The sequence below is a fragment of the Ruegeria sp. SATB027 genome (genome assembly GCF_059613825.1).
This window is the reverse complement of the sequence record NZ_JBXWTH010000047.1, coordinates 251,803-271,430: the sequence shown is the minus strand read 5'-3', so window position 1 is coordinate 271,430 and position 19,628 is coordinate 251,803. Positions and strand designations below refer to the sequence as shown.

The 19,628-nt window shown below is 57.8% G+C and carries 22 protein-coding genes; 10 read left to right on the top strand and 12 right to left on the bottom strand.

Annotation, left to right across the window (positions count from 1 at the left end):
* The first annotated feature begins 84 nt into the window (after positions 1 to 84).
* The 7 genes from AC2FPW_RS15060 to AC2FPW_RS15030 all read left to right on the top strand — a co-directional run bounded on the left by AC2FPW_RS15060 (position 85) and on the right by AC2FPW_RS15030 (position 6,568).
* The gene (locus tag AC2FPW_RS15060; protein ID WP_267364177.1) at positions 85 to 567 is read left to right on the top strand and encodes a cytochrome b; all 483 of its coding nucleotides are present in this window, start codon (positions 85 to 87) and stop codon (positions 565 to 567) included.
* A gap of 77 nt (positions 568 to 644) precedes the next feature.
* Positions 645 to 1,094: a paraquat-inducible protein A gene (locus AC2FPW_RS15055; RefSeq protein ID WP_496814340.1), complete on the top strand. Its 450-nt coding sequence runs from the start codon at positions 645 to 647 to the stop codon at positions 1,092 to 1,094.
* Positions 1,095 to 1,161: 67 nt separating this feature from the next.
* Positions 1,162 to 2,523: a DNA repair protein RadA gene (radA, locus tag AC2FPW_RS15050; protein WP_496814339.1), complete on the top strand. Its 1,362-nt coding sequence runs from the start codon at positions 1,162 to 1,164 to the stop codon at positions 2,521 to 2,523.
* Between the two features lie 40 nt (positions 2,524 to 2,563).
* Positions 2,564 to 3,157, top strand: a complete 594-nt coding sequence (locus AC2FPW_RS15045) for a CvpA family protein (RefSeq protein WP_496814338.1) — start codon at positions 2,564 to 2,566, stop codon at positions 3,155 to 3,157.
* A gap of 653 nt (positions 3,158 to 3,810) precedes the next feature.
* Positions 3,811 to 5,334: an amidophosphoribosyltransferase gene (purF, locus tag AC2FPW_RS15040; protein WP_480480629.1), complete on the top strand. Its 1,524-nt coding sequence runs from the start codon at positions 3,811 to 3,813 to the stop codon at positions 5,332 to 5,334.
* Positions 5,335 to 5,632: 298 nt separating this feature from the next.
* On the top strand, positions 5,633 to 5,881 hold the full coding sequence (locus AC2FPW_RS15035) for a hypothetical protein (RefSeq protein WP_209503732.1): 249 nt from the start codon (positions 5,633 to 5,635) through the stop codon (positions 5,879 to 5,881).
* Positions 5,882 to 5,923: 42 nt separating this feature from the next.
* The gene (locus AC2FPW_RS15030) at positions 5,924 to 6,568 is read left to right on the top strand and encodes an SDR family NAD(P)-dependent oxidoreductase (protein ID WP_267364183.1); all 645 of its coding nucleotides are present in this window, start codon (positions 5,924 to 5,926) and stop codon (positions 6,566 to 6,568) included.
* A 60-nt stretch (positions 6,569 to 6,628) separates the two neighbouring features.
* Here the strand turns inward: AC2FPW_RS15030 and AC2FPW_RS15025 are convergent, their stop codons facing one another.
* From AC2FPW_RS15025 to AC2FPW_RS15010, 4 genes are all read right to left on the bottom strand, one after another.
* Complete coding sequence (locus AC2FPW_RS15025) at positions 6,629 to 7,471, bottom strand: ATP-binding protein (RefSeq protein ID WP_496814337.1); 843 nt, start codon at positions 7,469 to 7,471, stop codon at positions 6,629 to 6,631.
* A gap of 117 nt (positions 7,472 to 7,588) precedes the next feature.
* Positions 7,589 to 8,467: a twin-arginine translocase subunit TatC gene (gene tatC / locus AC2FPW_RS15020; protein WP_267364186.1), complete on the bottom strand. Its 879-nt coding sequence runs from the start codon at positions 8,465 to 8,467 to the stop codon at positions 7,589 to 7,591.
* Positions 8,464 to 8,922 (bottom strand): Sec-independent protein translocase protein TatB, encoded by a 459-nt coding sequence (gene tatB / locus AC2FPW_RS15015; protein WP_209503728.1) that lies wholly within the window; start codon positions 8,920 to 8,922, stop codon positions 8,464 to 8,466. Before tatB ends, tatC begins: the two co-directional genes overlap by 4 nt.
* Before the next feature lie 6 nt (positions 8,923 to 8,928).
* Entirely contained in the window at positions 8,929 to 9,144 is a 216-nt protein-coding gene (locus AC2FPW_RS15010; RefSeq protein ID WP_209503727.1) for a twin-arginine translocase TatA/TatE family subunit, read from the bottom strand.
* A 222-nt stretch (positions 9,145 to 9,366) separates the two neighbouring features.
* On the opposite strand from AC2FPW_RS15010, the gene AC2FPW_RS15005 reads away from it, so the two are divergent.
* Together AC2FPW_RS15005 and AC2FPW_RS15000 are read left to right on the top strand one after the other, a co-directional pair.
* Positions 9,367 to 9,672 (top strand): hypothetical protein, encoded by a 306-nt coding sequence (locus AC2FPW_RS15005; protein ID WP_267364188.1) that lies wholly within the window; start codon positions 9,367 to 9,369, stop codon positions 9,670 to 9,672.
* Positions 9,673 to 9,693: 21 nt separating this feature from the next.
* Complete coding sequence (locus AC2FPW_RS15000) at positions 9,694 to 10,365, top strand: helix-turn-helix transcriptional regulator (protein ID WP_267364189.1); 672 nt, start codon at positions 9,694 to 9,696, stop codon at positions 10,363 to 10,365.
* Positions 10,366 to 10,427: 62 nt separating this feature from the next.
* Here AC2FPW_RS15000 and AC2FPW_RS14995 read toward each other — a convergent pair whose 3' ends face one another.
* The 8 genes from AC2FPW_RS14995 to AC2FPW_RS14960 all read right to left on the bottom strand — a co-directional run bounded on the left by AC2FPW_RS14995 (position 10,428) and on the right by AC2FPW_RS14960 (position 17,867).
* Positions 10,428 to 11,600: a peptidoglycan DD-metalloendopeptidase family protein gene (locus AC2FPW_RS14995; RefSeq protein WP_496814336.1), complete on the bottom strand. Its 1,173-nt coding sequence runs from the start codon at positions 11,598 to 11,600 to the stop codon at positions 10,428 to 10,430.
* Positions 11,601 to 11,662: 62 nt separating this feature from the next.
* Positions 11,663 to 12,313: a protein-L-isoaspartate(D-aspartate) O-methyltransferase gene (locus tag AC2FPW_RS14990; RefSeq protein ID WP_209503723.1), complete on the bottom strand. Its 651-nt coding sequence runs from the start codon at positions 12,311 to 12,313 to the stop codon at positions 11,663 to 11,665.
* Positions 12,310 to 13,092 (bottom strand): 5'/3'-nucleotidase SurE, encoded by a 783-nt coding sequence (gene surE / locus AC2FPW_RS14985; RefSeq protein WP_267364192.1) that lies wholly within the window; start codon positions 13,090 to 13,092, stop codon positions 12,310 to 12,312. The genes AC2FPW_RS14990 and surE overlap by 4 nt, the downstream gene beginning before the upstream one ends.
* A gap of 114 nt (positions 13,093 to 13,206) precedes the next feature.
* A complete protein-coding gene (locus tag AC2FPW_RS14980; protein ID WP_480486463.1) occupies positions 13,207 to 14,274 on the bottom strand; it encodes an ABC transporter ATP-binding protein in 1,068 nt (355 codons plus the stop codon).
* Between the two features lie 107 nt (positions 14,275 to 14,381).
* On the bottom strand, positions 14,382 to 15,431 hold the full coding sequence (locus AC2FPW_RS14975) for a methyltransferase domain-containing protein (protein ID WP_496814335.1): 1,050 nt from the start codon (positions 15,429 to 15,431) through the stop codon (positions 14,382 to 14,384).
* A gap of 106 nt (positions 15,432 to 15,537) precedes the next feature.
* On the bottom strand, positions 15,538 to 16,650 hold the full coding sequence (locus tag AC2FPW_RS14970; RefSeq protein ID WP_496814334.1) for a YhaZ family DNA alkylation repair protein: 1,113 nt from the start codon (positions 16,648 to 16,650) through the stop codon (positions 15,538 to 15,540).
* 2 nt (positions 16,651 to 16,652) lie between these two features.
* Positions 16,653 to 17,432 (bottom strand): SDR family oxidoreductase, encoded by a 780-nt coding sequence (locus AC2FPW_RS14965; protein ID WP_496814333.1) that lies wholly within the window; start codon positions 17,430 to 17,432, stop codon positions 16,653 to 16,655.
* Positions 17,433 to 17,504: 72 nt separating this feature from the next.
* Complete coding sequence (locus AC2FPW_RS14960) at positions 17,505 to 17,867, bottom strand: SnoaL-like domain-containing protein (RefSeq protein ID WP_496814332.1); 363 nt, start codon at positions 17,865 to 17,867, stop codon at positions 17,505 to 17,507.
* A gap of 109 nt (positions 17,868 to 17,976) precedes the next feature.
* Here AC2FPW_RS14960 and AC2FPW_RS14955 point away from each other — a divergent pair, with 109 nt between their 5' ends.
* A complete protein-coding gene (locus AC2FPW_RS14955; RefSeq protein ID WP_496814331.1) occupies positions 17,977 to 19,581 on the top strand; it encodes a peptide chain release factor 3 in 1,605 nt (534 codons plus the stop codon).
* Positions 19,582 to 19,628 lie beyond the last annotated feature (47 nt).

The window sequence follows — 19,628 nt, the reverse complement described above, 5'->3', positions numbered from 1 at the left end:
GACAAATAAATCTAAAATCATCGACGGAAATCTGACAGTTTTGCGTTAAACCAGCGCAACGTTAAAGATTGTCGGAGCTTCCCCATGCCTACTTCGTATTCTCGCGCGCAAATCGCCCTTCACTGGGTCATTTTCGTTCTGATCGCAATTCAATTTCTCTTTCACGAGCCGATGTCTGAAGCCTGGGATCAATTCGAACGCGGATTGCCTGTCTCTTTTCAAGCACCAGTTGCTCTTCATGTATTCGGAGGATTGCTTGTCCTTGCGCTCGCGATTTGGCGGATTGCACTACGTCTGACCCGCGGCGCGCCGCCGCTACCGGAAAAAGAAACAGCCGCGATGAAGCTCGCCGCACATATCACGCACTTCTCACTCTATGCGTTGATGGTGCTGGTGCCCGCCTCAGGTGCCCTGGCCTGGTTTGGTGGGATAGCAGCGTCCGCCGAAGTGCATGAGATCCTGAAAACGCTAATGCTTGTTCTGATTGTCTTGCATTTTCTGGCTGCCTTGTTCCATCAGTTCATTCTTAAAACCAACCTGATGGCTCGTATGAAGCGCGCAGGATAAGCTTTTGAACAAGCATCCTTGAACCCACGATCCAACACCGTAATGTCAGGCGGTCACACTTAATAGCGTTGGCCACCATGATATTGCGTTTCGCAACACTGTCACTTTTGGTTTTCTATCCCATCGCATGGTTCGCCCCGCTGATGCGCGCGGGGTTCCTGCCGATCTTCGGCCTCAGCGAAATCAGCGTCATCACCGGCCTGCAATCCTTGTGGAAATCCGACGTCTTCCTCGCGCTGATCGTCACCATTTTCGCCCTTTTCGCGCCCTACATCAAAACCATTGGCACCGCCCTGATACAGTGGAACCTGCTAGATGCCCGTGTGCAGCCTGCGCTGAACATCCTAGGCAAGCTGGCGATGGGGGATATCTTCCTGATCGCGCTTTACATCACCCTGGCCAAAGGCATTTCTTACGCCACTGTTGAAACCGCATGGGGTCTTTACCTGTTCACCGCCTGCATCCTTGCCTCCATCGCTTTGGGCATTCTCACCGAACGCCACTGCAGAACCAACGCCCGGACATAGGGCGCTGACGACGAGGAAAGCCCAGCAAGGGCTTGAAGAACCGCCCGTCCTCGGGCACCAAGACGTCATGGCAAAACCAACCTTCTCCTGCTCCGCCTGCGGCGCATCCCATTCCCGCTGGTCGGGCCGCTGCGACGGGTGCGGCGAGTGGAACTCGATCATCCAGGACGTACCTCTGTCGGCAGGCCCAGCCAAGAAATCGCTGGGCTCGAAACGCGGGCGGTCGATGACGCTAACGGATCTGTCGACCGAGGAAACCCCGCCACCCCGCACACTCTGCGGAGTGGAAGAGCTGGACCGGGTGCTTGGCGGCGGGCTTGTTCCCGCATCTGCCCTGTTGGTGGGCGGCGACCCCGGTATCGGTAAATCCACCCTGTTGCTGCAAGCTGCTGCCCGATTTGCCCGTGCCGGCGTCAAGACGATCTATATCTCGGGCGAAGAAGCCAGTGCTCAGGTTCGCATGCGGGCGCGCCGCCTTGGGCTGGAGAACGCGCCGGTGCAACTTGCAGCCGAAACCAACCTGCGCGACATTCTCACCACGCTTGAAGCCGAAAAACCCGGTCTGGCGATCATCGACTCGATCCAGACAATGTGGGCCGACAATGTCGACAGCGCGCCGGGGTCCGTGTCGCAAGTCCGGGCGGCCGCTCATGAATTGACCGCCTTTGCGAAACGGCACGGCGTGTCGATCATCATGGTCGGACACGTCACCAAGGAAGGCCAGATCGCAGGCCCACGTGTTGTCGAACACATGGTCGATACGGTGCTGTATTTCGAGGGCGAGCGCGGCCATCAGTTTCGTATTCTGCGGGCGGTCAAGAACCGCTTTGGTCCCGCCGACGAAATTGGCGTGTTCGAGATGACAGGCAAAGGGCTGGCGCAGGTCACCAACCCCTCGGCCTTGTTCCTGTCGGAACGTGGTACGCCCAGCCCTGGCTCTGCGGTCTTTGCCGGGATTGAGGGCACACGGCCCGTTCTGGTCGAATTGCAGGCCCTTGTCGCCCCGTCCCCCCATTCACAGCCGCGCCGGACAGTGGTGGGATGGGACAGCGGGCGGCTGGCGATGATCCTTGCCGTTCTTGAAGCGCGTTGCGGCATTCCTTTTGCGGGTCTCGACGTCTATCTGAACGTGGCCGGTGGATTGAAAGTCAGTGAACCCGCCGCCGATCTGGCCGTTGCTGCTGCATTGCTGAGCGCACGCGAAGACACGGCCCTGCCCTCAGACACCGTCGTTTTCGGGGAAATCTCGCTATCCGGGGCACTTAGACCGGCTCCGCAGACAGAAAACAGGTTGAAAGAAGCACAAAAACTTGGTTTCACAGCGGCAATAGCTCCGGCAGGTGGCAAAACCGGTACTGTGGCAGGTCTGACACTCACCCGACCCTCAGATTTGGTGGGGTTTGTTGGCGAAACCTTCGGAGCAGGTTAAAGTCGCGCCTTGAGGGGCAGAAAAAGAACAGGCGAGGGCCATGGAAGGTTTTACTATAATCGACGGGGTGGTTGCCCTGATCATCGTGCTGTCAGGCTTGCTGGCCTACTCGCGTGGGTTCATGCGCGAAGTTCTGGCCATCGCGGGTTGGGTTGCCGCGGCCGTTCTGGCGTTCATCTTTGCCCCGCAGGCTGTACCTCTGGTCAAGGAAATCCCGGTCGTCGGAGATTTCCTGCGCGACAGCTGTGAACTGTCGGTGATCACCGGCTTTGCAGCAGTCTTCGCCGTGGCGCTGATCGTGGTCAGCATCTTCACGCCGCTGTTTTCATCGCTGGTCCAGCGCTCGGCCCTTGGCGGTCTGGATCAGGCTCTGGGGCTGTTCTTCGGCATCGCTCGTGGCATTCTTCTGGTTGCGATCGCATTCTTCGTTTACGACACCGTGATGACCGGCCAGTCTTACACAATTGTTGATGAAAGCCGGTCGGCCAAGGTGTTTGAACAGTTCAGCGGCCAGATTGAGGAACAAAACCCCGAGGCGGCTCTGGGGTGGGTTACGACTCAGTATGAGCAGCTGGTCGCCAGTTGCACGGCAGGAAACGCTGAACCGGCAACAACTGCACCTTCCAACAGCTGATAGAGGCAGATCACCAATTCATGAAAGCCCGGCCCTGCCGGGCTTTTTTGTTGCAGATCAGACAAACCCCTCACCACCGCACACGGTGCAGCGGATTGTTTTCAAGCCAAAGCACCCGTCGCATCGACTGAAAATCGGTTTTCCAAAGACATCTCTGCTTTTGGCGATCTCACCCGCTCCGTTACAGATCTGGCACGACGCGCGCCCCAATCCTCGGCACCGATGGCACCGCTGCCTGATCCGTTCCTGGTTCTTGTGAGGAGGTTTATGCTGCCACATTCAGGGCCCCCCGAGGTGCTGAGTTTTAGCAGTTAATGTATGCAATCAAATGCATGACAGCACATATGTTTGCGCATGTCACCATCTTCGTTTTTCTACGTCGACATGCGTAAACTTGGCCTGCGGCATTTGGCTATTGTGATCCTTTGATGACAGCCACGCCAATAGGCATTATGTGGGGGCCAACCCGCCACGGAATCGGAGCCACCGATCTTGTCCTTTCTGTATGAATGCGCACTGATCGCAGTGATGGTCGCCCTAACGGCGTCTTGTTCCTGTGTTGCGAACAGTTCCGCTTTGAAGATGCAGAAAGTCCGGTGCCGAACTGCGGCCAATCCTCGAATGAAATCGTCATAGAAGTTGGAGCCCCTTGAATGTGTGGGATTTTAGGAATCGCAAGCCGGACACATGATGTCTTTGCTGAGATCTATGACGGGCTGCTGATGTTGCAGCACCGGGGTCAGGATGCCTCGGGGATCGTGACCTACAACGGCGAATTCTTCCGGGAAAAGAAAGCCAATGGTCTGGTCAAGGACGTGTTCAACGCCCAGGATGCTGAAACCCTTTTGGGCCATGTCGGCATGGGGCATGTTCGTTATCCCACGGCCGGATCACTCAGCGCGGCCGAAGCGCAACCTTTCTTCGTGAACGCACCCTACGGTATCTATCTTGTTCACAACGGCAACATCACCAACACAGCGGAACAGCGCGAGAAAGTGACCGGGAAATACAGCCGCCACCTGCGCACCACATCGGATTCGGAAATCCTGCTGAACGTGCTGGCCGACAAAGTGGCTGACGCCATCAAGGTGAACGGCAACTCGGACCCGATCCGAAACATCTTTGCCGGTGTGAAGATGACGATGGAGCGGGTTCAGGGCGCCTATTCAGTCATCTGTCTGGTGGCAGGTGTTGGCATGCTGGCGTTCCGCGACCCATTTGGCATTCGGCCCCTTTCGGTCGCAAAACGCAATGTCGACGGTCAGGGGGACGATTATGCCTTTGCTTCGGAAGACGTAGCCTTTGGTATCAACAGTTTTGAAAAGCTGCGCGATCTGCGCCCGGGCGAGGCCATCCTGATCGACCTGAAAGGCAACATGCACGAGTTTCAGGCGGTCGAAGGCAAGCTGACGCCCTGTATCTTCGAGTATGTGTATCTGGCGCGCCCGGATTCACTGCTGGACGGTGTCTCGGTTTATAAAACCCAGATGCGTATGGGACAGACGCTGGCGAAACAAATTCAGGACTCCGGCCTGGAAATCGACCGGATCATTCCCGTACCCGACAGCGCCCGCCCCGTGGCACTGGAAGCGGCAAAAATCACCGGCATCCCCTATCGCGAGGGGTTGGTGAAGAACCGCTATGTCGGGCGTACCTTCATCATGCCGGGCCAGGCCGAGCGACAGAAATCCGTCCGCCGCAAGCTGAACGCCGTTCCGCTGGAATTCGAAGGCCACAGCGTTCTGTTGATCGACGATTCCATCGTGCGCGGCAACACCATCAAAAAGATCGTTCAGATGTGCCGCGATGCCGGGGCCAAGAAGGTTTATGTGGCCAGCGCCTCGCCGCCGGTCAAATACCCCAATGTCTATGGCATAGACATGCCGACCAAGGCCGAGCTGATCGCAAATGGCAAAGAGATCGAAGAGATCCGTGAAGAGCTGGGCGCCGATGCACTGTTCTATCAGCATCTGGAGGACCTGATCTGGGCGGCCCAGGAAGGCAACCCGGACATCCAGGGATTTGATTGTTCCTGCTTTGATGGCAATTACATTACAGGCAGCGTTAGCGCGGATTACCTGGACAGTCTGGAAAACAGCAGCCGTGTCAGCCAGAAACGCGCGGATATGCAAGTTCCGGGCGGGTCGTGGAATGCGGCTAAACTCGCCTCAGGCTGAATGACTCCGCCCACCGAGTGCACGTCCAGCTTCTGTTCAGACCGCGAATCAAACCGTTCGGCATGCAGATAGGACAACCCTATTCAGGGTGGCTCGCATCTATACTGTTCCACCGATGAGTGGAAATCTGCCACAACCCGGCGGCGATTCTTGCACGATCACAGGGACTAACAAATGGGTCGCTACGTCGTGAAGCGTGGAGTCTGTGAGGGTCTTTTGCTTACCTGATCGTTTTGGTATCGGGCGGCAACCACTCACTCGAAATAAGGGGTTCGGAACTCATGCCGGGCCACGGACCATGTCAAACACCAATGTCAAAAGCGCGGCCACACAGCAGGGCGCGTTAAACAAGAACTCTGTTTCTGTTCTGGGGGTGTTCGGGCCCAAAACCGAACTGCACGCCTTGGTACGCCTGTCATCGGGCCGCGTGAAAGAGGTTGAACCCGGAAGCCGTGTCGCCTCGGGTACGGTGATAGCAATCGACGAACAGGGCATCATGCTGCGACAAAGCGGCCAGACCAAGCGGATCGCCATTCCCGGAAGCTAATCGCGACTTGACGCCCCTCGCGCAGGGGTTCAAACCGCAGCCATGACCGATCAGACAAAAATCGCCCTTATCACCGGGGCCTCTCGCGGGTTGGGCGCTGCGCTGGCCGAAGCGCTGGCACCTGAATACCATATCGTCGCCGTCGCCCGGACCACCGGCGGGCTGGAAGAGCTGGACGATCGTATCAAGGCGAAGGGCGGGTCAGCCACTCTGGCCCCCATGGACATCACCGATCCAAACGCCATGGCGACCCTGTGTCGTGGCATCCATGACCGTTGGGGCAAGGTTGACCTGTGGATGCACACAGCCATCCACACATCAGCACTGACGCCAGTGCATTTTGTTGACCCCAAGGAATGGGCCAAGGCGATCAACACAAATGCAAACGCGACCTCGGTTCTGATCCCCTATGTCTCACCCCTTCTGGGCGAGAGTGGCCATGCGGTGTTTTTTGACGATCCTAAGGCTGGCGAGAAGTTTTATGGCATTTACGGTGCCACCAAGGCCGCGCAGATGGCTCTGGCCCGCAGCTGGGCCGTCGAAACCGAACGCACCGGTCCGCGGGTTTCGGTTGTCGAACCCGCGCCGATGCCCACGGCCGTCCGTGCGCGGTTTCATCCCGGGGAAGACCGGAGCGTGTTGAACAGCACCAAGGATGAAGCTGCACGGATTCTGGCACTGCTTTAGGAAATGGCCCTGACGGGCCATGCCTCTGGCGGGGATATTTGCAGCCAGGTGAAGCCGGGATCAGGCGATATGCACGCCGTTGCGCCCGGCCAGATCGACGAAGAATTGCCAGGCGACCCGGCCAGAGCGAGACCCGCGCGTGGCTTGCCACTCAATTGCCTCGGCGCGCAAGATCTCTGAATCAACAGAAACGCCATAGGCGGCGCAATAGCGGTCGATCATCGCAAGATACTCGTCCTGATCACAGGGATGGAACCCAAGCCACAGGCCGAAGCGATCCGACAGCGAGACTTTTTCTTCGACCGCCTCGGAAGGATTGATGGCGCTGGAGCGTTCGTTTTCGATCATATCCCGCGGCATCAGATGGCGACGGTTTGAAGTGGCATAGAAGACCACATTCTCTGGCCTGCCTTCAATGCCACCATCCAGAACAGCCTTGAGAGATTTGTAGTGCTGGTCATCGTGGCTGAACGACAGATCATCGCAAAACAGTATGAACCTGTAGGGCGCTGCGCGCAGATGGTTCAGCAACCGCGCCACCGTTCCCATATCCTCGCGCTGCAATTCGACCAGTTTAAGGTCGGCATAATCAGCGCTCAGAGAGCCGTGCACGGCCTTTACAAGGCTCGACTTGCCCATCCCCCGTGCCCCCCAGAGCAGCGCGTTATTTGCCTTATACCCTGCTGCAAACCGGCGCGTATTGTCCATCAACGTGTCGCGAGAGCGATTGATGCCGACCAGGAGATCCAGATCGACCCGGTTGACATGTGTAACAGGTTCCAGTCGATCCGGTTCGACATGCCACACAAATGCCGGAGCAACGGCAAAATCAGGCGCCGCCAAAGGAGCCGGTGCCATGCGTTCCAACGCCTCGGCGATACGGTTCAGGGCTTGGTCGTCCATATGGGCCTCCGGTTTTGTCTTGAGGGGTTCAAAGCACGTTCCAATTGGCACAACAAGAGTTTCAAAAGAAAAAGGCGCACCCATGGATGGCCCGCCCTTTTGTTTTCGTCGGCAGATTTACTTGTCGTCTTCGAATTCCTGCATCAGGTCATCATCCGCTTCCGCTTCATCATCGTAATAACCGTCAGCGCGCAACTGGTCCTCGCGTTTCTTTTCTACTCGCGCGACCAGGAAGATCGAAATCTCGTACAGGCCGTAGACCACCACAAACAGAATGATTTGTGTGATGACATCCGGTGGTGTGACGACTGCGGCCAGAACCAGAATGCCGACCACCGCATATTTCCGAACAGCGCCCAGCCCCTCGGCACTGACCAGTCCTGCCTTCCCCATGAGAGTCAGGAGAACCGGCAGTTGGAAACATAACCCAAAGGCCACGATGAACTTGATCGTCAGGTTCAGATATTCCTGGGCTGAGCCCTGGAACACCACACTCAGCGGTGCCGCGTTGACCCCGTCGGCCACGGCTTCACCCTCAGCCCCGAATTGCTGGAACCCGAGAAAAAAGTCATAGGCCAGAGGCGTGACGACGTAGAAGGCAAAGCTTGCGCCCAGGAGAAACATAAAGGGCGAAGCCAGCATGAAAGGCAGGAACGCGTTTTTCTCGGACTTGTAGAGGCCCGGTGCCACAAAGCGCCACATCTGCATCCCGATATAGGGAAATGCCAGAATGAACCCACCCAATAGGGAAACCTTGATCGCAACAAAGAACCCTTCCTGTGGCGAGATGAAGATCAGGCCACAATCCTGCCCGCGCTCAGCCAGAACGTCACACAGGGGATTGGTCAGGAAATTGAAGATCGGCGTCGCCACTGAAAAACAGATGATCATACCGACCAGAAACGCCACAACGCTATGGATCAGCCGTGTGCGCAGTTCGGCCAGATGTTCGATCAACGGGGCCGAAGAATCGTCAATCTCGTCGGTTTTGCTCATGTCTTGCTTTCAGTGTTCAGCGCGGCTTCGGCCTCTTCTGCCTTGGCCAGTGCATCGGCTGCTTCCTTGGCCTTGCGCTCGGCGGTGGCACGGGCGGCTGACGCCTGAACCTTTTTGGCCTGCTCGGCCCGCTCGGCCGCCAGTTTACCCGTTTCGCTTTCAGGGTCGAACTTTGTAGGATCGATGCTTTTCGCCATCTCCTGCGCGGCTTGCTTGACACCGTCCATGGCCGATCCCACAGGGTTCACGGCAGCGTTGAGACCTTTCTTGATCTCATTCACCCCGGCCTGATCGGCGGCCTCGTTCATGGCGCTGCTGAACTCGCGCGCCATTCCGCGTGCCTTGCCGACAAAACGTCCGACATTGCGGAACAGCACCGGCAGGTCCTTTGGCCCCACAACGATCAGGGCAACGATGCCGATGACCAGAAGCTCGGTCCAGCCCAGATCAAACATCCGCGCTTACGCCTTGTCTTTCTCGGTTTCAGGTGTGACGTCCTTGGCCAGCTCAGAAGCGTCCTTTTCCAGCTCTTCCGAACCGTCCTTGACGCCCTTCTTGAACGCGGTGATGCCTTTGCCAACTTCGCCCATCAGCGAACTGATCTTGCCGCGTCCGAACAGAACCAGAACCACAACGGCGATCAGCAGCAGGCCAGGAAGGCCAATATTGTTGAGCATGTCTTCTCTCCTTTTTCGTCGGCACGTTTGCGCGCCGGGAACATCAACTGACTCAGTCTTTACGCCTCGATCGCTGGTCTCAAAAGGCATCTGCAACGGGTTGCGGGCAAAAATTGTGGAAAACGCGAGGAATCTAAGGGGTCGCAATTCTCAACTGACAGGTTTATGTCAGTTGCTATCCGTTAGGGATTTGGCATCGAAACAAGGTCAATGGAGATTTAAATGACCCACGTTGCTGAAATCGTCACCTTCACCCTGGCCAATGGCACCACACCGGAAGAGTTCGTGAAACTCAGTCAGGCCTCTGAGGCCTTTGTGCGCAGCGCGCCGGGCTTCGCCCATCGGCAGCTTAGCCAGGGCGAAGATGGTCGCTGGACCGATTATGTTGTCTGGACCGATTTGAAAGCGGCAGAGGACGCCGCTGCGCAGTTTCCGCAACAGGAATGTGCGGCAGGCATGATGGCGGTCATCAATCCCGATAGTATCCAGATGCGTCACGAGAAAGTCCTATGGAACATGACTGCCTAAACGCAGTCAGAACGGCGTGTCATGCGCCGCACTGACCGCCTGTTCGATATCATCCAGATCCTGCGCGATGGCAAACTGCACCGCGCGCAGGACATTGCAGACCGGCTTGAAGTGTCGGTCCGCACCATCTATCGCGACATGGATACGCTTGTTGCTTCGGGCGTTCCGGTCGAGGGAGAGCGCGGTGTCGGCTACATGGTGCGCGAGCAGATCACCCTGCCCCCGTTGAACCTGACCACAGCCGAGCTTGAGGCGCTGAATCTTGGCATGGCCATCGTGGCCGAGGCCGCAGATACTGACCTGAAGGCTGCCGCACAATCGCTTGCCGACAAGATCGACGCTGTTTTGCCAACGCAGGTCGTGGCCGAGGCGGACAGCTGGAAATTCGCGGTCTACCCGTTTGCCGATGCCGCAAGGGGCCTTGCCCATATGGCACCGATCCGCGCAGCCATCAAATCACGTCAGAAACTTCACCTGTCTTATCGCCGCATCGACGGCGTTTTGACCGAACGCACCATCCGCCCGCTCCATATGGAATACTGGGGGAGGGTCTGGACCCTTACCGCCTGGTGCGAGCTGCGCAACGGATTTCGTGTTTTTCGAATCGACCTGATCGAAGCTGTTTCACCCCTTCCGGAGATCTTCGCCGACGAACCTGGAAAGCGCCTGAGCGACTATGACCCGTACGTCTGACAGGCTTCATCTTTTCAGAAATACTCTCGCCGAAAGCATGGCCCGGTACGGGCCATCTAGTCTCACTTCAGATAAGGTTCCGGGTCTACGGACTCGAACCCTTTGCGGACTTCGAAATGCACATAAGCATTGTCGCCGCCCCGCAGTTGAGCCAGCTTCTGACCACGGCGTACCTTATCGCCTTTCTTGACGGTGATCTTGTCGACATTTGCATAGACAGTCAGAAGATCGTTGTTGTGCTTGACCACAATGATCGGCACCTGATCCGCGTCCGCTGTGATCGCCGCGACAGTACCAGCCTCGGCTGCTGTGACCGACGTACCCGGCGCGGCAGCGATGTCGATGCCCTCATTCTTGCCCTTGTCATAGCCGCGAATGATAGTGCCGCCAACCGGCAGGGACAGCGCGGAAGTGCGTGTATTGGTTGGGGCTTCGGCAGTCACGTCGGGGGCCTCGGCCAAAGGCGCAACTTTTTCATCCGGCAAGGGCTGCGTAGCGCTGGGTGGCGTCGGCGTCGGTGATCCCTGTCCCGGTTCCGTCACCTCCGTGGCGGGAACGGGCGCGGCACTAGCCGCATTTTGCCGGGGCGCGGGCTGGTTCTTGACCGGAATCAACAAGTACTGACCTTCACGCACGGTAAAATCAGATCCCAGCCCGTTCCATTCCGCCAGAGATTCAACCGGCACCTGGTAGAGGCGCGAGATTGTATAGGCCGTCTCACCCCGCTTGACCTTGTGCCTGACCGGCTCCGGCCCAGCTGACACCGGCGCGGGTGTTGGTGCCGGTTTCGCGGGTTCCAGTGTTGTGGTCTGAACCGAACCCGACGACGGCACCTGATCAATTGCAGACCCGGCAACCGACGCGATGTCCACACCGCTGCCAGCACCAACAGTGCGTGGCAGTGCAAGAACCTCACCCTCTCTCAGCGTGTCCGTTGTCTGAAGGCCGTTGAAACGCGAAAGCTCGCCCTCGGGCAGGCCAACCCGCGCGGCCACGTCCCGCACCGTATCGCCGCGGCGCGCCACGACCACCTGGTAGTTCGGATAGGTAATGACACCCCTGCTGTCTGGTGCCGGGCGGGATGCCGTCGCGGATTGCGCTGCATTGGTGGTCGAAAAGCCACCGATCTGCCCGCGAAGGTCATAATCCAGAGGCCCCTCGCACCCGGCCAGAATGGCCAGAGCGGCCACCCCGGTCGCACAGCGGCGCATTGCTGATTTGGATACTGCTCTCATAATTCTGTCCTCAACGCCTGCCCCTGTTACCCGGAGTTCCGGCGACCAATTCTTTAAGCCTATTACGCCTCGTCCTTTCCAAGCCCCTCCAGAAGGGGCACGAAACGGACAGACGTTAATTCGTCATAGTCCAGACCATCTTCGGTGCGCGTCACTTTGATCAACTGCTGCACCGCGTCCGACTGGCCCACGGGTAAAACCATAATACCCCCGATTTTCAGCTGCGCCAAGAGCGGGCCCGGAGGATCCTCAGCCGCGGCTGTGACAATGATCCGGTCAAAAGGGGCTTGTTCCGGCAGGCCAAATGACCCATCCGACAACATCGAAGTGATATTCGTCAGGCCCAGGTCGGCAAACAGCTTGCTTGTTTCGCTCACCAACCGCCTGTGGCGTTCCACTGTGTAGACCCGGCGGGCCAGTTTGGACAGGATAGCTGCCTGATAACCCGAACCTGTCCCAATCTCGAGCACCGTGTCCCGGGGCCTCACGTTCAGGGCCTGCGTCATCAGACCAACGACCGAGGGTTGACTGATCGTCTGACCGCAGGAAATCGGCAGCGGCATGTCCTCGTAAGCGCGCCCTGCGAACAGGCCGGTGACAAAGCGACCGCGGTCCACCTGCTCCATCGCAGCCAGCACGCGCGCATCCGTGACCCCCCGTTTGCGCAGGGCAAACAGGAATTGCATTACAGTTTCAGGGTCCAGTCCGCTCATTCGACCGCCTTCAATGCCTCCAGCATGTCATGCGCAGTCAGGTCAGCGCGCATCGGCGTGACCGAGATATAGCCTTCCAGATTAACAGCCGCATCCGTTCCGGGTGCGGTCGGATTGTGCTGATAGCCGCCCTTGATCCACAGGAACCGCCGCCCCGAAGGTGAACTGTGCGGTTCGACCGAAAAACGCGTATCGCGCCGAAACCCCTGCGCCGCAATCCGCGTGCCCAGAACATCGTCTGCCGGAACCGGTGGGAAATTCACATTGTAGAACAGCCGGTAATCACCCTGTTCTGCCGGAGTTGCGTCCAGAATCCGGCGCACCAGATCTGCACCATACCGGGCGGCTGCCTCAAACGGGTCGTCTAGGCCCAGGTTGCGAGGGCCGAAATATTGCGACAGGGCAATCGCTGGGACGCCCTGCAATGCCGCTTCCATCGCGCCGCCGATCGTACCGGAATACAACGTGTTTTCGGCCGAGTTATTACCCCTGTTCACGCCGGACAGAACCAGATCGGGAGGGGTATCCAACATGACATCGTGAAGCCCTGCCAATACACAATCGGCAGGCGATCCTTCGGCTGCAAAGCGCCGCTCTCCCAGCTTGGCGACCATCATCGGGTGGGTATAGCTGATGCAGTGCCCGACCCCGGACTGTTCAAACGCGGGCGCGACCACCCAGACTTCTCCATCCGGTCCGGCCAGCTCAGCTGCAATCGCCTCAAGCGTGATCAAGCCCGGCGCATTGATCCCGTCGTCATTGGTCAGAAGAATTCGCATGTGCCCGATTTACCCCCGCGTTTGGCTCTTGATAGACCCGGGCCTGCGTTGCGGCAAGCGACGTGGCCCCGCAATCTGAGGATTTCGCGCACCACTTGGGCGGAAATCGAAGGATCAGCGCCTAGTCTCGGGAAAAACGAAACATCTGTCGCGGCGGATGGTCAGCCACATCACCCGGCCCGGATTGGGGACAAACACGTTCGGAACCGTCGCCCTCAGGATCGAACCATCATAGTCCATGCGGAACTCCACCAGGCTTTCATTGCCCAGAAATCGCGCACGTTCAACGACACCACGGGCTGCCACACCATCTGTTGGTGTCGGCAATGGCCCCTTGCCGTTGCGGTCAAAGTCCAGCTTGATGTGCTGAGGGCGAAAAACGATCTCGACATCCGTACCATTCGGAATGCCCGGCGCCAGGAACTGACCAAAGGGCGTGTCCGCCAATGCGCCATTCACTTGCGCTCGCAAAACGTTGACATCACTGAAAAACGCCACCGCTGCCTTGTCTGCGGGACGCGTATAGACATTATAGGGCGCGCCCTGTTGCACGATCTTGCCACGCCGCATCAGGGCGATCTCGTCGGCCATGCGCATCGCTTCTTCCGGCTCGTGCGTGACCAGCAATACGGCGGCATCTTCTTCCTTGAGAATGGCCAGCGTTTCGTCACGGATACCATCACGCAAACGGTTGTCGAGGCCCGAAAACGGCTCGTCCATCAGCATGATGCGCGGGCGCGGTGCCAGGGCACGCGCCAACGCCACGCGTTGTTGCTCGCCACCTGATAGTTGATGCGGAAAACCATCGATGAACCGCATCAGGTCGACCTTCTGCAACAACTCCTCGACCCGGGCGCGTTTTTCGTCCTTGTTGCCCTTAAGGCCGAAGGCCACGTTTTTGGCCACGCTCAGATGTGGGAACAGTGCAAAGTCCTGAAACATCAGTCCGATCTCGCGCCGTTCCGGAGGCACCCGGAACACGGTGTCGCAGATCAGCTTGCCATCAACATAAATCTCACCCGAGTCCTGCATCTCGACCCCGGCGATCATGCGCAACGTGGTGGATTTCCCGCAGCCCGACGGCCCCAGCAGACAGGTCACCTTGCCTGCCTGAACGGTCAGCGAAACATCATCCACAACAACCCGCCCCTCAAACCGACGGATAATGTTGCGAATTTCCAGACGCGGTGGAATTGCGTTACCTGTCACCGATGGACCCCGTTGCCTTTCCCGATCAAATCCATCGGGCTTGAGCGGGGATAGCAACCTCGCCCCTCAGGTGCAAGGGATCAGCAACACCCGCCAGAAGCGACAGATGCACCCACGGCTTCAAAAGGGCTTTCGCCACCACAGCCTTCAAAAATGCCATAATGGGTCGAAAAATCACCGATAAAGTCAAAGTGACGGGCAAATCGGGTGTCTTTCAGCATCATCCAGGTGTTGCCGCAGACCGGAAACACCTTGCCGGCTTCGATAACGTGATGGTCATCCAGAACAAATTCATGCGGTGCGTTCGGCACGGTTCCCTTATAGATCACGGCTTGCCCATAATCTTCGCAAGCCGGTTCCAATACGGGCAGTTTGAACAGTCGGTATGTCGCGGACAGGAACTTCAACGGCGCAACACGCTCTTCCAATACCGGATTTTCGATCGTCAGCGGACGGTGCGTCACGCGGCGCGGGTCGCCGAAACCGGCCGTTCGAGCCATTGACAGGAAATCATTCCAATAAAGCGCGCCGGACAGGCACTCGCCATAAAGAACTTCGTCTTCGGCCATCGCCTGCGGAATACGGCGGTCAGCATAGACATCCGAGAAATACATCTCGCCGCCCTCTTTCAACAACCGATGCGCGCCGCGCAGAACCGCATTCTTATCCGTGGCCAGGTTGATCACACAGTTCGAGACGATGATATCGAACGATCCGGGTTCCAGATCAAGCTCATCCAGTTTTTCGATATAGCCGTGATGGAATTCCACGTTGCTGCAAGCATACCCAAATGCTTCGGCGTGATATTCCTGATGCGCGCGGGCGACGTCCAGTTGTTCGGGCGTCATGTCGACACCCACCACCCGGCCCGTCTCGCCGACCATGGCGGACAAGGCATATACATCCCGCCCGGCCCCACACCCCAGATCAAGGACCGACATGCCTTCCAGATCAAGTGGGGCAATCAGACCGCAACCATAGTAGCGTGTCAGTACGTCGTCATGAATCTTTGAAAGGATCTTTTTGACATGACCGGGCATGTCGTCAGGCGTGCAGCATGCATTGGTCTGCAAGTCAGCACTGCTTTGCAGGACTTCACCATAATAGTTCTGCACCGATTCATGTTTCATCGCGCTTTTCCCTCGCAAATGGTCATGTCCGAGCTAATGCAGCCGCCGGGGGTTCGCAATCCGGGGAAGGCGTTTTTGACGAAAGCGTGAGCAGTCCCGCGCGGCTTTACCCAAGCAGGTCAAAGTCCACGCCCGCGCGAATTTTGCCATTCACCTGAACCTCAAGCCGGTGTGCGCCGGGGACCAACTTGAATGTTGTGGCGTCGCCCTTCAACTTGTGGCGTTTTTCCAACGTCAGTTTCCCGTTCTTCAAAGCCGTCTGCTTCAACTTGTGCACCTTGGCTGAGATTTTCCCGCCAGGTCTTTGAAAATGAATAACATAGTCAACCAGAACTGGCAGCTCTCCAACCCCTTTCAAAGTGACCGAAAAGGCCAGAGCGTCCCCAATCCGAGCTTCGGAAGTCAGGTTGACCGCGACCTCAATTTCCGCCTCCGGGTCATAACCTAACATCTTCATCGCTTCAGGATGCCCCGCTTTCACAAGCCCGCGCAGGGTGTGTGACGTCATCCAGTCCAGCTCGTCCTGATTCTGATGACCCTGGCTGCGCCACGCCGTCAGGCGATCCAATACCAGATCCGGGTCTTTCTTGGTGATGTCATTCAGGTGATTGGATACGGACCGGGTGACATACCGCGTCGAATCCATGTGCAACTTGTCCAGCAACGGCAGCGGGTCCTGCAAACCCAATGCGACCGCCTGCCCCCATGGCAATCGGGGGCGCGTACCTTCGCTGACCAGCCTGCGCACATGGTAACTGTCATGAGAGCACCAGTCCTGCATCCGCCGCAACACCCGGTCCGGGTCATGGTTCAGGAACGGTCGGATTGCCCATTCCATGGAAAACCTCTGTGTCAGTTCCTCCATCACGTCTAAAGCCAGATCAACATGCTCAAGACCTATGGTCGCTACCCACTCACCGACCGGCGCAAAGATGAAATCGCCAAAATCGTCATCCGTTTTCGTCGGATCCAAAGGTGCGGGCAAGGCGCGCAGGATCGTCGGGGCAACAGCAGGCAAATAACCGGGCACCGCCTGTTGCAGGCAAGTGGCGATCCAGATGATCCGATCCTTCAGCTCTAACTCCAGCAATCGCGACATGACCGCAGATCGGAATGCCAGAGCATCAAATTCTACATGAGAATAGGAAAACAAACCGCTGAGATAATTCACTTTCTCAGCGTTGAACATCTGATCTTTCAACGAAAACCCTTGCGCCATGGTCACATCGTCAAATTGGTTGCGCCGCCATCCAGCAGAATGTTCTGACCAACGATGAACCCCGCATGTTGAGAGCACAGGAACGCGCAGGCAGCCCCGAATTCCTGCCGCGTTCCATAGCGTCGCGCGGGAATGGTCGCCGAACGGTTTGCGCGGGCGTCTTCGATCGAGATGCCTTGCTGGGAAGCCACGCCGCTGTCCAGCGCATCCGCGCGATCCGTTGCGTGAATGCCGGGCAGCAGGTTGTTGATGGTCACGCCATGCGGTGCAACCTGGCGTGAAGTTCCCGCGACATATCCGGTCAAACCCGTGCGGGCTGCATTTGAAAGCCCCAGCACCGCAATTGGCGCGCGCACGGATTGTGAGGTGACGTTCACCACCCGCCCCCAACCTTTGTCCTTCATTCCGGGAAGCAGCGCTTTCATGAACGCAATGGGGGTCAACATATTGGCATCCAGCGCCTTGATGAAATCATCACGCTCCCAGTCCGACCATAAACCCGGCGGCGGTCCACCGGCATTTGTCACAAGAATATCAACGCCCTGCGCTGCTTCGATCACCCGCGCCTGCCCTTCCGCAGTCGTCACGTCACACGCGACTGTTTGTACCTCGACGCCATGCTCTGACCTGAGGCGTGCCGCCTCGCTCTCCAAAACGTCCGAACCACGCGCATTCATCACAAGATTTACGCCGGCCTCAGCCAAAGCCTCGGCACAGCCCAAACCCAGCCCTTTGCTGCTGGCACAGACCAGTGCGCGCTTTCCTTTTATTCCAAGGTCCATCGGATCCTCCCTGTCAGTCATTGCCGCATGTCTAGCATCGGCCAGACAGGGAAGACCAGAAACGGCTTGGGATCAGTAGAAGAACTCTTCGCGCACGATCTTGCCATCTGCGACGTGATAGACACCCACTTCACGCATATCAAAGGCTTCGCCGGTTTCCTTCACCTTACCCTGCACTTCGAAAATCACCGCAAAGCGGTCCTCGCCGTGCACAAACGGGTCGCTGACCGAAGCGCCAGAAACCTCGTGGGCTCCTTCCCACCATTCATGTTTGCCACGGATCGCGTCACGCCCCTGTATTTCGCGCCCCATACCTGAGTAATCGACCGCTTCAACAGAAACTGCGTCCGACGCATACAATTTCTCAAGATTTTCCTTGGCGCGGTCCTCACGGCAGCCTGCCACCAATTCATTGGCAATCACTTTCAAATCCATTGGTCTTCTCCACAATTTGTTCACTATATGTTCTTATAACCATAAGCCTGTGATTCGAACCACCCCCTTTGTCTTGCTTCGGCAGGATTCCCCGCCTATACGCGCGGTCATGCTTGATACCTCGAACCAACCTGCCCTGCCGCCCGAGATTGCCCGTCGCCGGACATTCGCCATCATCTCGCACCCGGATGCGGGCAAGACGACGCTGACTGAAAAGTTCCTGCTTTATGGGGGCGCCATTCAGATGGCTGGTCAGGTGCGCGCCAAGGGCGAAGCCCGGCGGACACGCTCGGACTTCATGCAGATGGAGAAGGATCGCGGAATCTCGGTTTCCGCATCGGCCATGTCGTTCGACTATGGCAATTTCCGGTTCAACCTTGTTGACACGCCCGGCCACAGCGATTTCTCGGAAGATACCTACCGCACGCTGACGGCCGTGGATGCGGCCGTGATGGTGATCGACGGCGCGAAGGGTGTCGAAAGCCAGACGCAAAAGCTGTTCGAGGTCTGCCGCCTGCGCGATCTGCCGATCCTGACCTTCTGTAACAAGATGGACCGCGAAAGCCGCGATACGTTCGAGATCATCGACGAAATTCAAGAGATGCTGGCCATCGACGTCACCCCCGCCGCTTGGCCAATTGGTGTAGGTCGTGATTTCATCGGCTGCTACGACATGCTGCGCGACCGGCTGGAGCTGATGGACCGCGCCGACCGCAACAAGGTGGCAGAGAGCATCGAGATTAACGGGCTTGATGACCCGAAACTGTCGGAACATATTCCTGCGCACCTGCTGGAAAAGCTGCTGGAAGAGGTTGAGATGGTGCGCGAGTTGCTGCCCGCGCTGAACCCGCAGGCGGTGCTTGAAGGGCACATGACCCCGATTTGGTTCGGCTCGGCCATCAATTCGTTCGGCGTTAAGGAACTGATGGAAGGCATCGGCGCTTACGGCCCGCAGCCGCAGGTGCAATCAGCCGAACCCCGCCAGATTTCGCCGGATGAAAAGAAGGTCGCGGGCTTTGTTTTCAAGGTGCAGGCCAATATGGACCCCAAGCACCGTGACAGGGTGGCGTTTGTCCGCATGGCATCAGGCCATTTCAAGCGCGGCATGAAACTGACCCATGTGCGGTCAAAGAAACCGATGGCGATTTCAAACCCGGTGCTGTTTCTGGCATCTGACCGGGAACTGGCAGAAGAGGCCTGGGCCGGTGACATCATCGGCATTCCCAACCACGGCCAGTTGCGCATTGGTGACACGCTGACCGAGGGTGAGGCGCTGCGCGTCACCGGCATCCCCTCTTTCGCGCCGGAACTGCTGCAAGGCGTTCGTGCGGGTGATCCGATGAAGGCCAAGCATCTGGAGAAAGCCCTGATGCAGTTCGCCGAGGAAGGCGCGGCCAAGGTGTTCAAACCTTCGATCGGGTCAGGCTTTATCGTGGGTGTCGTCGGCGCGTTGCAATTCGAAGTGCTCGCCAGCCGGATCGAGATGGAATACGGCCTGCCCGTGCGTTTTGAGGCGTCTCAGTTCACCTCGGCCCGCTGGGTCAGCGGTGACAAGGCCGAGGTCGAAAAGTTTGTGAATGCAAACAAGCAACACATCGCGCACGACCATGACGGCGATATTGTCTATCTGACCCGGCTGCAATGGGACATCGACCGGGTGGTTCGGGACTATCCCGCCCTGAACCTGACCGCCACCAAAGAGATGATGGTGTGATCCAACTGACTGATTGCACAGCCGAGTCTGCCTGTGCAATTCTGCGC

Coding starts and splice junctions, on each gene's coding strand:
- radA (WP_496814339.1), top strand. CDS start 1,162: ATGGCAAAACCAACCTTCTCCTGCTCCGCCTGCGGCGCATCCCATTCC.
- tatB (WP_209503728.1), bottom strand. CDS start 8,922: ATGTTTGATCTGGGCTGGACCGAGCTTCTGGTCATCGGCATCGTTGCC.
- AC2FPW_RS14970 (WP_496814334.1), bottom strand. CDS start 16,650: ATGGCGCAAGGGTTTTCGTTGAAAGATCAGATGTTCAACGCTGAGAAA.
- surE (WP_267364192.1), bottom strand. CDS start 13,092: ATGCGAATTCTTCTGACCAATGACGACGGGATCAATGCGCCGGGCTTG.
- tatC (WP_267364186.1), bottom strand. CDS start 8,467: ATGAGCAAAACCGACGAGATTGACGATTCTTCGGCCCCGTTGATCGAA.
- AC2FPW_RS15000 (WP_267364189.1), top strand. CDS start 9,694: ATGCGCCGCACTGACCGCCTGTTCGATATCATCCAGATCCTGCGCGAT.
- AC2FPW_RS14955 (WP_496814331.1), top strand. CDS start 17,977: ATGCTTGATACCTCGAACCAACCTGCCCTGCCGCCCGAGATTGCCCGT.
- AC2FPW_RS15010 (WP_209503727.1), bottom strand. CDS start 9,144: ATGCTCAACAATATTGGCCTTCCTGGCCTGCTGCTGATCGCCGTTGTG.
- AC2FPW_RS15030 (WP_267364183.1), top strand. CDS start 5,924: ATGACCGATCAGACAAAAATCGCCCTTATCACCGGGGCCTCTCGCGGG.
- AC2FPW_RS14990 (WP_209503723.1), bottom strand. CDS start 12,313: ATGAGCGGACTGGACCCTGAAACTGTAATGCAATTCCTGTTTGCCCTG.
- AC2FPW_RS15045 (WP_496814338.1), top strand. CDS start 2,564: ATGGAAGGTTTTACTATAATCGACGGGGTGGTTGCCCTGATCATCGTG.
- AC2FPW_RS15035 (WP_209503732.1), top strand. CDS start 5,633: ATGTCAAACACCAATGTCAAAAGCGCGGCCACACAGCAGGGCGCGTTA.
- purF (WP_480480629.1), top strand. CDS start 3,811: ATGTGTGGGATTTTAGGAATCGCAAGCCGGACACATGATGTCTTTGCT.
- AC2FPW_RS14965 (WP_496814333.1), bottom strand. CDS start 17,432: ATGGACCTTGGAATAAAAGGAAAGCGCGCACTGGTCTGTGCCAGCAGC.
- AC2FPW_RS15005 (WP_267364188.1), top strand. CDS start 9,367: ATGACCCACGTTGCTGAAATCGTCACCTTCACCCTGGCCAATGGCACC.
- AC2FPW_RS15060 (WP_267364177.1), top strand. CDS start 85: ATGCCTACTTCGTATTCTCGCGCGCAAATCGCCCTTCACTGGGTCATT.
- AC2FPW_RS14995 (WP_496814336.1), bottom strand. CDS start 11,600: ATGAGAGCAGTATCCAAATCAGCAATGCGCCGCTGTGCGACCGGGGTG.
- AC2FPW_RS15055 (WP_496814340.1), top strand. CDS start 645: ATGATATTGCGTTTCGCAACACTGTCACTTTTGGTTTTCTATCCCATC.
- AC2FPW_RS14960 (WP_496814332.1), bottom strand. CDS start 17,867: ATGGATTTGAAAGTGATTGCCAATGAATTGGTGGCAGGCTGCCGTGAG.
- AC2FPW_RS14975 (WP_496814335.1), bottom strand. CDS start 15,431: ATGAAACATGAATCGGTGCAGAACTATTATGGTGAAGTCCTGCAAAGC.
- AC2FPW_RS15025 (WP_496814337.1), bottom strand. CDS start 7,471: ATGGACGACCAAGCCCTGAACCGTATCGCCGAGGCGTTGGAACGCATG.